Raw genomic sequence first — 13,317 nt, 5'->3', positions numbered from 1 at the left:
ATGAATATTGAAGAATTTACTTCTAGTTTGGCGGGAAAAGGGATCACCCTTTCTCCCCGTCAGCTGGAGCAATTTGAGCTGTATTACGACATGCTGGTTGAATGGAACGAAAAAATCAATCTGACTTCAATTACAGAGAAAAAAGAAGTGTATCTTAAGCATTTTTATGATTCCATTACAGCTGCTTTTTATGTCGACTTCAATCAAGTGAACACGATTTGTGATGTCGGAGCGGGAGCGGGATTTCCGAGTCTTCCGATTAAAATATGCTTTCCGCACCTCCATGTCACAATCGTGGATTCACTCAACAAGCGGATTACATTTTTAGAGAAATTGTCTGAAGCTTTGCAATTGGAGAATACGACATTCTGCCATGACCGAGCTGAAACATTCGGACAGCGGAAAGACGTACGGGAAAGCTATGATATTGTGACCGCGCGAGCAGTTGCAAGACTATCTGTTTTGAGCGAACTTTGCCTGCCTCTGGTGAAGAAAAACGGTTTATTTGTTGCTTTAAAAGCCGCATCAGCTGAAGAAGAACTGAATGCAGGCAAAAAAGCCATCACGACGCTTGGAGGAGAACTTGAGAATATCCATTCCTTTAAGCTGCCTATTGAAGAAAGCAATCGTAACATTATGGTGATACGCAAGAAAAAAAATACACCTAAGAAGTATCCAAGAAAACCGGGGACTCCTAATAAATCGCCAATTGAAGGGTAATTTAGACAGCCTGATATGACAATACCATCATATTTTCATCAAAATTGATGGATATACAGCAGGAAAAACCATGAGAAAATAGAATTATAAAAATGGCAGTTTTTAAAGGTGGTGTAGGTACATGAAGCATTCATTCTCTCGTTTCTTCGGGCTTGGTGAGAAGGAACAGGAACCGGAGATTGCTGAACATGAGACAAACAAAGAAGAGATTCTGGAAATACCGGTAAATGCTATCGTTCCCAACCGTTTTCAGCCACGCACCATTTTCTCAGATGAAAAAATCAAAGAGTTAGCAATGACCATTCATACACACGGCATTATTCAGCCGATTGTTGTCCGGCATACAGAAGAAGAAGGCCAATACGAACTCATTGCAGGTGAAAGACGCTGGAGAGCGGTACAATCGCTCGAGTGGGAAAAGATTCCGGCTATTATTAAGGATTTTTCCGACACGGAAACCGCTTCTGTGGCGTTAATTGAAAACTTGCAGCGGGAAGAATTGTCTTCTATTGAGGAAGCGCATGCCTATGCTCGGCTTCTTGAGCTGCATGACTTAACACAGGAAGCACTCGCACAGCGTTTAGGAAAAGGGCAATCCACAATTGCGAATAAGCTGCGGTTATTAAAGCTGCCCCAGCCGGTCCAAGAGGCGATTATGGAAAAGAAAATCACTGAGCGTCATGCCAGAGCGCTGATTCCGCTGAAACAGCCTGAGCTCCAAGTCACACTGCTCACAGAGATTATTGAGAAAAGTTTAAATGTAAAGCAGACGGAAGACCGCGTGGTGAAAATGCTGGAGCAAGGCCAGAGAAAACCAAAGCCTAAACGCAAAGCGTTCAGCAGAGATACAAGAATTGCAATGAACACGATTCGCCAGTCACTATCAATGGTTGAAGACAGCGGTGTAAAATTGAATACGGAAGAAGAAGAATTTGAAGAATATATTCAATTAACGATTCGCATACCAAAATAAAAGCTCTCCTAAAAAGCAGGAGAGCTTTTATTTTTATGGTAAAAGGAAATTAATTACTTATAGTGAATAATGCTATATTAGAATTCTTTTTTTCGAGCCTGTGGATACATTCTTTAGTATTTTGCGGAGAATCACTGCATGTCCGATGGTATAACGTGATGGCATGACGAGAGCCGATCAGACGATAACCAGGCCATAGCTTCTTTCTTGATCCACTTTGTCGTTTTTTTCGTAAGAAATTTGATGTTTGTTCAGTCCAGCTTTAATGATCAGATGATTTCTCTCAATACATATTTCAGAATAAAGCACTAAATGATGAGCACGCTTAAAAGAGTCAGCAGATTAGAAATGATCCAGCCTGAAACCCCACATTTCCCAGCATAAAAGGAACATTGGCGTCTGCTTGTATCAGTATTATAGGAATGCAATCATCAGCGTAACGGGTATATCTTTCTTTGTTTTATAAACCATGTTCTCACCGTCCTGTACGTTCTGCACTAAAACTTCTTCTTTAAAAAATTCCTTTCTTAAGACAAAAAAGCATGGAAATTGCAGATTTCATAAGAGAAAGCATATAACATGCTTGGATTTTCAATTATTTCCCTTCTGAATCGGAACAAAATGATGAAAAAAATGAAACGCTTTAATCTTTTTTTGATAGAATAGAAGCAAGATAGTACATGTTCATGTGAAAGTAGGTGACATCGTGGGAAAAATCATAGCAATTACGAACCAAAAAGGCGGAGTGGGCAAAACAACGACGTCTGTCAACCTTGGGGCATGCTTAGCTTACATAGGGAAAAGGGTTCTGCTGGTAGATATTGATCCGCAGGGGAATGCAACAAGCGGATTAGGGATTGAAAAAGCCGATGTAGAGCAGTGTGTGTACGATATTTTAGTAGATGATGCAGATGTAATAGATATTATTAAAGCAACGACAGTAGAGAACTTGGACGTGATTCCTGCGACGATTCAGCTTGCCGGAGCTGAAATCGAGCTGGTCCCGACGATTTCTAGAGAAGTAAGACTGAAAAGGGCGCTTGAAGCAGTAAAACAAAATTATGATTATATTATCATTGATTGTCCGCCGTCATTAGGGCTGCTGACGATTAACGCGCTTACTGCCTCAGATTCCGTTGTGATTCCTGTACAATGCGAATATTACGCCTTGGAGGGGCTCAGCCAGTTATTAAATACAGTACGTCTTGTGCAAAAGCATTTGAATACTGATTTAATGATTGAAGGTGTATTGCTGACAATGCTTGATGCCCGTACGAATCTCGGCATCCAAGTAATTGAAGAGGTTAAAAAATATTTTAGAGATAAAGTATATAAGACGGTTATTCCGCGTAATGTCCGTCTGAGCGAGGCACCGAGTCACGGAAAACCCATCATTTTATACGATCCGCGGTCAAGAGGAGCGGAAGTATATTTAGATTTAGCAAAGGAAGTGGCTGCGAATGGCTAAAGGTCTTGGAAAAGGGATTAATGCGTTGTTTAATCAGGTCGATTTGTCTGAAGAGACAGTTGAAGAAATCAAAGTTGCCGATTTACGCCCTAATCCTTATCAGCCAAGAAAACACTTTGACGACGAGGCATTAGCTGAACTAAAAGAATCTGTGCTGCAGCATGGCATTCTTCAGCCTCTAATCGTCAGAAAATCTCTAAAAGGCTATGATATTGTTGCGGGCGAACGGCGTTTTCGAGCGGCAAAGCTTGCTGGTTTAGACACAGTTCCGGTGATTGTACGTGAATTATCAGAGGCATTAATGAGAGAAATTGCTTTATTGGAAAACCTTCAGCGTGAAGATTTATCGCCGCTTGAAGAGGCCCAGGCCTATGACTCCTTGCTGAAACATTTAAATCTCACGCAAGAACAGCTTGCCAAACGTCTTGGGAAAAGCAGACCGCATATTGCGAATCATTTAAGATTGCTGACTCTGCCAGAAAACATTCAGCAGCTTATTGCTGATGGTACGCTTTCTATGGGACATGGACGCACGCTACTTGGCCTGAAAAACAAAAATAAGCTTGAACCGCTTGTACAAAAAGTGGTTGCGGAGCAGCTCAATGTTCGCCAGCTTGAGCAGCTGATTCAGCAGTTAAATGAGAATGTTTCACGTGAAACAAAGAAGAAAAAAGAACCTGTGAAAGATGCGGTTCTAAAAGAACGGGAATCTTATCTCCAAAATTATTTTGGCACAACGGTTAATATTAAAAGACAAAAGAAAAAAGGTAAAATTGAAATCGAATTTTTCTCTAATGAAGATCTTGACCGGATATTAGAACTTTTGTCTGAACGAGAATCATAAATAAAGAAACCATCTTTCAAGCGAAGATGGTTTTTGGTTTATATACGTCCAGTGAGCCTGTGCAGCGGGTTCAGGCGTTCCTGCCTCCACTCTGTTCGATCTGTTAAACTCAATCCTTCAGCAAGAACATTGGCCATATTCATGACCAAGTGTAACCTTGTATTTTGCAATACAAAGTATTCCATAAAACCACTCACATTCACAATTCCGTTAATATGAAGATCTCCCACTTCAGGAAGGTCTTTTTGCACACCGGCACCAGGCTTTAATGGCCCTTCTCCGATTTGAAACGAGCCTACACTCTTGACACGTCCTAAGCATGCATCGACTGCTATAATAAATGGTTTTTTATGTAACTTTTGAATGTCATTGATTTTATCCTTCATGTTCACAGCATGGACAGGATCAGATAAGGTTCCATAGACATGGAATCTGGTGAGTGGCATTTGTTTGAGTTTCATTCCTACGAGCGGGCCTAATGAATCACCGGTTGAACGGTCTGTTCCGATACAAACCACGACAATTGGTTTGCCGGCAGCTTTACGTAAGGATGAAGATAGAATGGTTTGGATTTGTTTTGCAGCTGCTGCATCTGTATGTGAAACATATTGCTTTGCTCGTTCCTGAGAGGAAAAAAGCCCGCCTTTTCGATTCATAGGTTTCACTTCCTTGTTATAGTAGGTAACAAAATTGCTATGGGGTGTGCTTAGTTATGTAAGGTTGTTTACAGTATATCCAGCAGTACGATTTTTTATGCTTTGTGTATGACAACGGATATTTCCAAAAAGTAGAGGAGTGATATAGAGGATTGATTAGAAGTATTGTGCCCTAATGCCTCTATAATGTTCAAGCACAGAGTGTTTATAAAATATACTAACGAAGTTAAGAATGCTGGGAATTGAATTGATTTTCAATCCGCCTGTTTTCCCGACCTTGTCATACACATCAGCAGTTTCTGGGAGAAGATGCATACAGAGGTTCTTTCCTTATTTCCAGGGGCCAATTAATATCCTGTTTAGACTGCCTGAATCGGCAGTTTTTTTATGTGTATTTCGTATGGTAATTTCACCTTGTGGTCAATGTCTATGAAAATATGGCATGTTTGCTTTCAGTTATTTATATAGTAACAGTAAGGAACAAGCTGAACTCTGTGTTATGAGGTGATGATGTTGTGGAGAGCCGGAATGAAGTGGATGCTGCTCATATTAGGGAGCCTGATCGGGGCCGGATATGCGAGCGGTCAGGAGATATGGCAGTTTTTTGGAGTGGAAAGCGGACTTGCTATTGTGTTATTTACTATCATGTTCATTTTCTCGTCTTATATTGTGATGAAAATCAGTTTTAAGGTTCAATCCACTCATTTTCTGCCGGTTCTGGAACATTTGATGGGACCATGGCTGGCGAAAATTTATGATGTCCTTATCGTTTTTTATTTGTTTTCAACGACTATGGTGATGATTGCCGGAGGCGGTGTGACCCTGCAAATGTACAAGCTTCCTTTCTGGTGGGGAATTGCACTGATTTGCATCGTGACAGTGTGTTTGTTTCTCTGGGATGTGAAAGGAATATTATCAGTAAACGGTTTTTTAATACCTGTTTTAGTAGCAGGGCTGCTTTATGCGCTGATCTCCTTTCAGAGCACCCATCACCATACGTGGACAATTGATCTGACTCGGCAGTATAACTGGCCTGCGAGCATTACGTTTACCTCTTTAAATATTCTTTCAGTTGTCGCGATTTTATCCTCCGTTGGGAAAGAAATGAAAGGGCTCGGAGAAGCGAAAATCGCAAGTGTGGCAAGCGGACTTATTTTTGGCGTGATCTCTTTTGTTTATAATGAAACGTTAGTGGAGCTGGCGGGCTCCCTTTCTCAGTTTGAGATACCGTTGTTTGCTGTTTTGGAGGGAGCGCCTTATCTCCTTTTTTTATGTATGACGGCGGTGCTGTGTCTTGCGATTTACACGACGACAGTAGCTGGTTTACTGGGGCTGTCCAGCCGGCTGATGGCGTTTGTCCATATGCCGAGATGGATGATTGTGTTGTTTCTGTTAGTGTTCATGGTGCCTTTTACTTCTTTCGGTTTTTCTGATTTGATCGCGTTCTTGTATCCGATATACGGGATGCTGAATTTATATTTGCTAGTTTGTCTGCTGTTATATCCTATTTTAAGCAAATGGAAATAATAGGATTCCTTTCTTTTCGGATATCTTGATTGCTCTTATGATCAGTTTTTTTGTACAATAGATACAGCAGTCTATGAAAAGAGGTGAAGGGTCTTGGCGGATAAAGACTTTGGCCTGAATGATATCGTAGAAATGAAAAAACCGCATCCATGCGGAGCGAACAGCTGGAAAATTATACGCATGGGAATGGATATTCGAATTAAGTGTGAGGGATGTTCTCACAGTGTAATGATTCCGAGAAAAGAATTTGAAAGAAAACTAAAAAAAGTACTTGTCAAGCATGAGGAGCCTACTTCGTAAAAAGGCCGGCACTCATGCTTTTTCATATAGAAGGTAAGGAGAAGACGGCGATGAGCAAAGTGCATCAGTCAGCATGTCCGCTGAATTGCTGGGACAGCTGCGGCTTTTTGGTGACTGTTGAAGACGGAAAGGTAACAAAGGTGGACGGAGATCCGAACCATCCGATTACGGAAGGCAAAATCTGCGGCCGCGGCAGAATGCTTGAGACAAAAACAAATTCGCCTCAGCGACTCCGCTATCCGATGAAAAAACAAAATGGCGAGTTTGTGCGGATTTCCTGGGATCAGGCACTGGATGAAATTGCCGACAAACTTCGGGAGATCAAGGAAACGTCGGAGACGACTGCTGTTTTGCACAGCCACGATTATGCGAATAACGGTTTGCTGAAAGCGCTAGATCAGCGTTTTTTTAATGGATATGGCGGTGTGACTGAAATTGTCGGAAGCATATGCTGGGGCTCCGGTATCGAGGCGCAAAGCTGGGATTTCGGCCGTTCGTACGGGCATGGCCCGCTTGATATTTACAATAGCAAACATGTTGTTGTGTGGGGAAGAAATGTATCCAGAACGAATATGCACTTATATCATCACTTGCAGCAGGTGAAGAAAAAGGGCGCCACAATTACTGTGATTGACCCGATCTTCAATCCGACCGCCAAGCTTGCAGACCGCTATATCTCTGTAAAGCCGGGAATGGATGGCTGGCTTGCGGCAGCTGTTTTAAAGGTTCTGATTGAGACAGGAAGAACGGATGAGACGTTTATTTCTGAGAACTCTGTCGGTTTTGATGATGTGAAAGAGCTTTTGAACACCATTCCTTTAGAAGAGTTTATTGTAAAAACAGAAACTTCTATGGAGGAGCTGGAGTATCTGGCCGATTTGTATGCTGATGGCCCAGTGTCTACTTTTATGGGCCTTGGTATGCAGCGCTATAAAAACGGCGGAGAAACGATTCGCTGGATTGATGCACTCGTTGCGGCAAGCGGAAATGTCGGAATAAAAGGCGGAGGCGCGAATTTCGGAAATGTCCAAATTGGTGAAAGCTTTGCGAAAACGAAGCTGACGCTGCCGGAATTAAAAACAGCATCACGTTCGTTTTCAATGATGACACAGGCCGAAGAGGTGCTGACGGCTGTTGATCCAGCAATCGAAATGATTATCGTGACGTGCGGAAACCCGCTGACCCAGGTGCCAAACACAAATAAAGTGAGACAAGCGTTTGAAAAGGTTCCGATGACGGTAGCGATTGATTCTATCATGACGGATACGGCAAAACTATGTGACTATGTTTTGCCGACGGCCACTGTTTTTGAAGAAGAGGATATCTACTATTCCAGCATGTATCATCATTACGTTCAGTATGGGAAAAAGCTTGTGGAGCCGCAGGGTGAAGCGAAGTCGGACAGCTGGATCTGGTCAGAGCTTGCAAAACGCCTTGGATTTGGCGAGTTGTTTGAACACAGCACTGAAGAATTTTTGGAAATGGGGCTTTCTTCATTGGAAGAAGAGGATGTGACGCTTGAGCGATTGAAAGAAAAAGGCCATCTCCCTCTTCCGGTTAAACAAGTGCCATGGGATGACTATCAGTTTTTGACGCCGAGCGGAAAATTTGAATTTACTTCGTCGCTAGCTGAGGAAAAAGGATTTAACGGCGTGCTTGAGTTAAATGTGCCCGAAGAATCTGCTTTCCATAACGAGGATTTAGCTGGAAAGTATCCTTATACGCTGTTGTCCATTCACCCGCAGCGTTCTAATCATTCTCAGCATGTGCCGTTTATTGAAAAGCTTCAGCATATTCAAGTGGATATTTCTCCAGATATAGCGGCTGAGCAGAATCTTCAGGACGGAGACGAGGTTGCCATCTTTAATGACCGCGGGCGCTTGACGGGTAAGGTGAAGGTGATGAAGCAGGCTCATCCGAAGACGATTAATATAGATGAAGGCATGTGGGCGGCTTTTGGAGGTTCAGTCAATGCACTGACAAATGATACAAATTCTGATAATGGTATGGGAAGCACGCTTTTTGACTGTTTAGTGGGCTTGAAAAAAGCATAACCAATGGGATTGGCAGGCTGAAAATGCTTTTTTGTCAGCTTGTCTTTTCCAGTGAATCTCCTTATAATTGCTCTAGGTTCAAAATACGTTTATACAATGACGGTTTTATATAGAGGAGATGAAAGAATGGCTTTAACAGCTGGAATTGTTGGTTTGCCAAACGTCGGGAAATCAACGCTATTTAACGCAATTACACAGGCCGGTGCCGAATCAGCCAACTACCCGTTCTGTACAATTGATCCGAACGTGGGAATTGTAGAAGTACCTGATGATCGTCTGCAAAAGCTGACTGAGCTGGTCAAACCAAAGAAGACTGTGCCGACTGCTTTTGAATTCACTGATATTGCGGGGATTGTAAAAGGCGCGTCTAAAGGAGAAGGACTCGGTAATAAATTCCTTTCTCACATTCGCCAGGTTGACGCAATTTGCCACGTTGTCCGTGCTTTTTCTGATGACAATATTACACACGTTTCCGGAAAAGTTGATCCGATTGATGACATTGAAACGATCAACCTTGAGCTGATTCTCGCTGATATGGAAACTGTTGAAAAGCGGATTACGCGCGTCAGCAAACTTGCGAAGCAAAAAGATAAAGAAGCTGTATTTGAGTTTGAGATTCTGTCTAAACTGAAAGAAGCGTTTGAGAGTGAAAAGCCTGCTCGTTCTGTTGAGTTCACTGAAGAGCAGCAAAAGCTTGTGAAGCAGCTTCATTTGCTAACTTCGAAGCCTATTTTATACGTAGCGAACGTTAGTGAAGATGAAGTAGCTGATCCTTCCGGTAATGAAAATGTAGCGAAGATTCGCGAGTACGCTGCCGGCGAAAATGCGGAAGTTATCGTTGTTTGTGCGAAAATCGAATCCGAAATCGCTGAGCTTGAAGGCGAAGAAAAGCAAATGTTCCTTGAAGAGCTGGGCATTGAAGAATCAGGTCTTGATCAGCTGATCAAAGCGTCTTATTCCCTTCTAGGCCTTGCAACATACTTCACAGCCGGAGAACAGGAGGTCAGAGCTTGGACATTCAAAAAAGGCATGAAAGCCCCTGAGTGTGCAGGAATTATTCATAGTGACTTTGAGCGCGGCTTCATTCGTGCTGAAACTGTTGCTTATGAGGATCTTATTGCGGGCGGCGGTATGGCAGGAGCGAAAGAAGCAGGAAAAGTCCGTCTTGAAGGAAAAGACTACGTGGTAAAAGACGGAGATGTTATTCATTTCCGATTTAATGTATAGGATGCAGTTGTAAAGGGACAAGAGCTTTGGTATAATATAAAATTGTGAGTAATAGAATTATTGCTCCTTGCCCATTACGGGCCGCTTAGTCCAAAAGGAGGTGCAAACAGATGAGAAAGTACGAAATTATGTACATTATCCGCCCAAACATTGACGATGAGTCTAAAAAAGCAGTTATCGAGCGTTTCAACGACGTTCTGACTTCTAACGGTGCGGAGATCACTGGAACAAAGGATTGGGGTAAACGTCGTCTAGCTTACGAAATCAACGATTTCCGTGACGGTTTCTACCAAATCGTAAATGTTCAATCTGATGCTGCGGCAGTTCAAGAATTTGACCGTCTAGCTAAGATCAGTGACGATATCATTCGCCACATTGTTGTTAAAGAAGAAGAATAAGCAATTTTGAAATATATAATGGTAAAAGGTGGTCTTTCTTATGCTTAACCGAGTTGTATTAGTCGGAAGACTGACAAAAGACCCAGAGCTTCGTTATACGCCAAACGGTGCGGCTGTTGCTACGTTTACTCTTGCTGTGAATCGTACTTTTACGAACCAGTCCGGAGAACGTGAGGCCGATTTCATTAATTGTGTCACTTGGAGAAGACAAGCCGAAAACGTTGCAAACTTCTTGAAAAAAGGAAGCCTTGCAGGCGTAGATGGCCGTTTACAAACAAGAAATTATGAAAACCAGCAAGGACAGCGTGTCTTCGTGACTGAGGTCCAAGCTGAAAGTGTTCAATTTCTTGAGCCGAAAAACGGCGGCGGTTCTGGTTCAGGTGGATACAACGAAGGAAACAGCGGCGGAGGCCAGTACTTTGGCGGAGGCCAAAACGATAATCCATTTGGAGGAAATCAAAACAACCAGAGACGCAATCAGGGGAACAGCTTTAATGATGACCCATTTGCCAACGACGGCAAACCGATTGACATCTCGGATGATGATCTTCCATTCTAATGTGATTATCCCCTAAAATGAAAAAGAAAGGAGGGAAATGACAATGGCAGGAGGACGCAGAGGCGGTCGTGCGAAACGCCGTAAAGTGTGTTATTTCACTTCCAACGGTATCACGCACATCGACTACAAAGATGTAGATCTTCTTAAAAAGTTTGTTTCTGAGCGCGGTAAAATTTTACCACGTCGTGTAACTGGAACAAACGCTAAATACCAACGTAAATTGACTGCAGCGATTAAACGCGCACGTCAAATGGCTTTACTTCCGTACGTAAGCGGTGAGTAAGCTGAAACGTAAAGAGCAAGGGCCTTCGGGTTCTTGCTCTTTTTTATAGGGGGATGAAACATGAAGCTGATTTCATGGAATGTAAACGGCCTGCGGGCTGTCATGAGAAAGATGGATTTCCTCGCTTATCTGAAAGAAGAGGATGCAGATATCATATGTCTTCAGGAAACGAAGATACAGGATGGCCAGGTTGATCTTCAGCCTGATGGCTATCATGTGTATTGGAATTATGCAGTGAAAAAAGGATATTCCGGCACGGCGGTCTTTTCAAAACTTAAGCCACTGCGTGTCATGTATGGTATCGGAATAGAAGAGGATGATCAAGAAGGCAGAGTGATTACACTAGAATTTGAAAACTTGTTTGTGATGACTGTTTACACGCCCAATTCCAAAAGAGGAATGGAGCGAATCGATTATCGGATGCAATGGGAAGAGGATTTATTATCTTATATTATTGAATTGGATAAGAAAAAGCCGGTCATTTTATGCGGTGATTTGAATGTAGCTCATCAGGAGATCGATTTGAAAAATCCAAAGGCAAACCGGAATAATGCCGGGTTTTCTGATCAAGAACGAGGAGCATTCACCCGTTTCTTAGAAGCTGGCTTTGTAGACTCATTCCGCCACGTCTATCCTGATCTTGAAGGCGCTTATTCCTGGTGGTCGTATCGTGCCGGGGCCCGGGACAGAAATATCGGATGGCGTCTCGATTATTTTGTTGTTTCCGAAAGGCTTGAGAAACAGATTGAGGATGCCGGCATATCAGCGGACGTCATGGGTTCCGATCATTGTCCTGTTGAACTTATGATCAATATATGATGAGATAGCAGTAAGGATGTTACACTTACTGCTTTTTTAGCGGAAATCCTGCGAGGATGTTGAAGAATAATGAGGTCAGTGCGGCAGATCCGCACTGACTTTTTTAAATCTGTTTCGCATTCGTATTAGGGCCGAAGCAAATTAATAGCAAGGAGCATGCGAGCCAGCAACCGCCGATAAATAAAAAGACGCTGACATAGCCGAGCTGAACGGCGATAAACCCGACGAGCAATGAGCCGAAGATGTTTGAAAAGCGTCCGAGGCCATAGGCTAAACCGCTGCCAGAGGACCGATATTCAGTCGGATAAGGTTCTGACGTATAAGCGTATAAGTTCGAGGTGAAAACCCTCTCTGTGATATTCACGATGAAACCAAACACAATGATCATGATCGGTATAAAAGTCATGCCATATAAGAGGCCGGCGATAGCTGTCAAAAATGCACTGGCAGCTAAAATCCATTTTCTCTGAAATGTTTCAGAAATCATGGAACCGAGCAATGCGCCAAGCGGAGCGCCAACAGAGTGCAATACGTTATACCACAATGTATTTTCCATAGAGACTCCATTGCTTTTTAACAGGCTTGGAACCCATGAGGCAAATCCGTAGAATCCAAACGTTTCAAAAATCCATACAGCAGATAACACAATAGTGATTTTAAGGTTTCTTCCTTTCAATAGCCCTGCGTAACCCGCATGCTGCTGAACGGTACTGCTTGCTTTAGGCTGAGCTGGTGCCGGAAGAGGGCCTTTCTCTCGTTCAACCTGAGCCTCAATTTTATTGAGGATCGCGTCGGCTTTCGCATATTCACCACGGTTTTCGAGCCAGCGAGGTGATTCTTCGAGACGGCGGATAAAGAAAAAATAAATAAGGCCGACGGCACCCCATACAAAAACAAGTCTCCATCCCCATGAACCAAGCGGAATGACAAAGGCAGACACGATATTAGTGATCGGAACTCCGATCAATCCAATCATGGCACAGAAAGAAATATATTTCCCGCGGACACTGGAAGGAAAAAATTCAGCCAGATAGCTGTTGGTAATGACCATGGCCGCTGCGACACCAAATCCGGTAAGGAAACGGAATGTCATTAAAGACGGGATGTCCCATGCCGTGGCATTGCATAGCGATGCGATTGAGAAAACAAATACAAATAGATTTAAGGCTTTTTTACGGCCAATTCGATCGGACAGCCTTCCACCCAGTGATGCGCCTAAAAACATGCCTAAAAACGAAGCCGCCGTTACATTGGCAATGGTTGAAAGCGGGATGCCCCAGTGCTCAATCAGTGCCGGCGCTACATTGCTGAGGGTAAATAGATCTGCAAGATCAAAGAAATAAACAATGCCGAGAGCGGTTAATACTTGGAAGTGAACGCGGGAAATCGGAAGGCGGTCTAAACGATTCGCTGCGTTTGAGAAAGGATGTGAGTTCATCTGTTTGAAGATCGTATTCATAAAAAACCCCCTTTTGATTTGTAAGAAAAG

General features: G+C 43.0%; 14 protein-coding genes and 1 pseudogene. 12 read left to right on the top strand and 3 right to left on the bottom strand.

Going from position 1 to position 13,317, the window contains the following annotated elements:
- Both rsmG and noc read left to right on the top strand, forming a co-directional pair.
- Positions 1-720, top strand: coding sequence for a 16S rRNA (guanine(527)-N(7))-methyltransferase RsmG (rsmG, locus tag Q3W56_RS09390; RefSeq protein WP_302895264.1), 720 nt, complete (start codon positions 1-3; stop codon positions 718-720).
- A 121-nt stretch (positions 721-841) separates the two neighbouring features.
- The gene (gene noc / locus Q3W56_RS09385; RefSeq protein ID WP_302895263.1) at positions 842-1,693 is read left to right on the top strand and encodes a nucleoid occlusion protein; all 852 of its coding nucleotides are present in this window, start codon (positions 842-844) and stop codon (positions 1,691-1,693) included.
- 49 nt (positions 1,694-1,742) lie between these two features.
- Here noc and Q3W56_RS09380 read toward each other — a convergent pair.
- Positions 1,743-2,164 (bottom strand): annotated as a pseudogene (locus tag Q3W56_RS09380) (PH domain-containing protein).
- 235 nt (positions 2,165-2,399) lie between these two features.
- On the opposite strand from Q3W56_RS09380, the gene soj reads away from it, so the two are divergent.
- Complete coding sequence (soj, locus tag Q3W56_RS09375) at positions 2,400-3,161, top strand: sporulation initiation inhibitor protein Soj (protein WP_003219244.1); 762 nt, start codon at positions 2,400-2,402, stop codon at positions 3,159-3,161.
- The gene (spo0J, locus tag Q3W56_RS09370; protein WP_302895262.1) at positions 3,154-4,005 is read left to right on the top strand and encodes a stage 0 sporulation protein Spo0J; all 852 of its coding nucleotides are present in this window, start codon (positions 3,154-3,156) and stop codon (positions 4,003-4,005) included. The genes soj and spo0J overlap by 8 nt, the downstream gene beginning before the upstream one ends.
- Before the next feature lie 38 nt (positions 4,006-4,043).
- On the opposite strand, the gene yyaC is transcribed toward spo0J, so the two are convergent.
- On the bottom strand, positions 4,044-4,661 hold the full coding sequence (gene yyaC / locus Q3W56_RS09365; protein ID WP_302895261.1) for a spore protease YyaC: 618 nt from the start codon (positions 4,659-4,661) through the stop codon (positions 4,044-4,046).
- Between the two features lie 510 nt (positions 4,662-5,171).
- Here yyaC and Q3W56_RS09360 point away from each other — a divergent pair.
- The 8 genes from Q3W56_RS09360 to xth all read left to right on the top strand — a co-directional run bounded on the left by Q3W56_RS09360 (position 5,172) and on the right by xth (position 11,828).
- Entirely contained in the window at positions 5,172-6,188 is a 1,017-nt protein-coding gene (locus tag Q3W56_RS09360; protein ID WP_019716402.1) for a YkvI family membrane protein, read from the top strand.
- Positions 6,189-6,281: 93 nt separating this feature from the next.
- Positions 6,282-6,488, top strand: coding sequence for a DUF951 domain-containing protein (locus Q3W56_RS09355; RefSeq protein ID WP_003219236.1), 207 nt, complete (start codon positions 6,282-6,284; stop codon positions 6,486-6,488).
- Between the two features lie 50 nt (positions 6,489-6,538).
- Positions 6,539-8,542 carry a molybdopterin-dependent oxidoreductase gene (locus Q3W56_RS09350; protein ID WP_302895260.1) on the top strand — a complete coding sequence of 668 codons (2,004 nt, stop codon included), beginning with the start codon at positions 6,539-6,541 and terminating at the stop codon, positions 8,540-8,542.
- Between the two features lie 126 nt (positions 8,543-8,668).
- Entirely contained in the window at positions 8,669-9,769 is a 1,101-nt protein-coding gene (ychF, locus tag Q3W56_RS09345; RefSeq protein WP_268399598.1) for a redox-regulated ATPase YchF, read from the top strand.
- A gap of 110 nt (positions 9,770-9,879) precedes the next feature.
- Positions 9,880-10,167: a 30S ribosomal protein S6 gene (rpsF, locus tag Q3W56_RS09340; protein WP_019716398.1), complete on the top strand. Its 288-nt coding sequence runs from the start codon at positions 9,880-9,882 to the stop codon at positions 10,165-10,167.
- Positions 10,168-10,207: 40 nt separating this feature from the next.
- Entirely contained in the window at positions 10,208-10,726 is a 519-nt protein-coding gene (gene ssbA, locus Q3W56_RS09335; RefSeq protein ID WP_003219228.1) for a single-stranded DNA-binding protein SsbA, read from the top strand.
- Between the two features lie 43 nt (positions 10,727-10,769).
- Complete coding sequence (gene rpsR / locus Q3W56_RS09330; protein WP_003219224.1) at positions 10,770-11,009, top strand: 30S ribosomal protein S18; 240 nt, start codon at positions 10,770-10,772, stop codon at positions 11,007-11,009.
- A 60-nt stretch (positions 11,010-11,069) separates the two neighbouring features.
- Positions 11,070-11,828: an exodeoxyribonuclease III gene (gene xth, locus Q3W56_RS09325; protein WP_302895258.1), complete on the top strand. Its 759-nt coding sequence runs from the start codon at positions 11,070-11,072 to the stop codon at positions 11,826-11,828.
- Positions 11,829-11,931: 103 nt separating this feature from the next.
- Here the strand turns inward: xth and Q3W56_RS09320 are convergent, their stop codons facing one another.
- Positions 11,932-13,287 (bottom strand): MFS transporter, encoded by a 1,356-nt coding sequence (locus Q3W56_RS09320; RefSeq protein ID WP_302895257.1) that lies wholly within the window; start codon positions 13,285-13,287, stop codon positions 11,932-11,934.
- Positions 13,288-13,317 lie beyond the last annotated feature (30 nt).

Origin of the sequence: Bacillus sp. C28GYM-DRY-1 (assembly GCF_030519405.1) — a bacterium.
Classification (GTDB): domain Bacteria; phylum Bacillota; class Bacilli; order Bacillales; family Bacillaceae; genus Bacillus; species Bacillus spizizenii_A.
This window is presented reverse-complemented; position numbering and strand designations above follow the sequence as displayed.

What these genes read in the sequence shown, in the direction of transcription:
- rsmG (WP_302895264.1), top strand. Translation starts at nt 1, where the DNA reads ATGAATATTGAAGAATTTACTTCTAGTTTGGCGGGAAAAGGGATCACC.
- noc (WP_302895263.1), top strand. Translation starts at nt 842, where the DNA reads ATGAAGCATTCATTCTCTCGTTTCTTCGGGCTTGGTGAGAAGGAACAG.
- spo0J (WP_302895262.1), top strand. Translation starts at nt 3,154, where the DNA reads ATGGCTAAAGGTCTTGGAAAAGGGATTAATGCGTTGTTTAATCAGGTC.
- yyaC (WP_302895261.1), bottom strand. Translation starts at nt 4,661, where the DNA reads ATGAATCGAAAAGGCGGGCTTTTTTCCTCTCAGGAACGAGCAAAGCAA.
- Q3W56_RS09360 (WP_019716402.1), top strand. Translation starts at nt 5,172, where the DNA reads ATGTTGTGGAGAGCCGGAATGAAGTGGATGCTGCTCATATTAGGGAGC.
- Q3W56_RS09350 (WP_302895260.1), top strand. Translation starts at nt 6,539, where the DNA reads ATGAGCAAAGTGCATCAGTCAGCATGTCCGCTGAATTGCTGGGACAGC.
- ychF (WP_268399598.1), top strand. Translation starts at nt 8,669, where the DNA reads ATGGCTTTAACAGCTGGAATTGTTGGTTTGCCAAACGTCGGGAAATCA.
- rpsF (WP_019716398.1), top strand. Translation starts at nt 9,880, where the DNA reads ATGAGAAAGTACGAAATTATGTACATTATCCGCCCAAACATTGACGAT.
- ssbA (WP_003219228.1), top strand. Translation starts at nt 10,208, where the DNA reads ATGCTTAACCGAGTTGTATTAGTCGGAAGACTGACAAAAGACCCAGAG.
- rpsR (WP_003219224.1), top strand. Translation starts at nt 10,770, where the DNA reads ATGGCAGGAGGACGCAGAGGCGGTCGTGCGAAACGCCGTAAAGTGTGT.
- xth (WP_302895258.1), top strand. Translation starts at nt 11,070, where the DNA reads ATGAAGCTGATTTCATGGAATGTAAACGGCCTGCGGGCTGTCATGAGA.
- Q3W56_RS09320 (WP_302895257.1), bottom strand. Translation starts at nt 13,287, where the DNA reads ATGAATACGATCTTCAAACAGATGAACTCACATCCTTTCTCAAACGCA.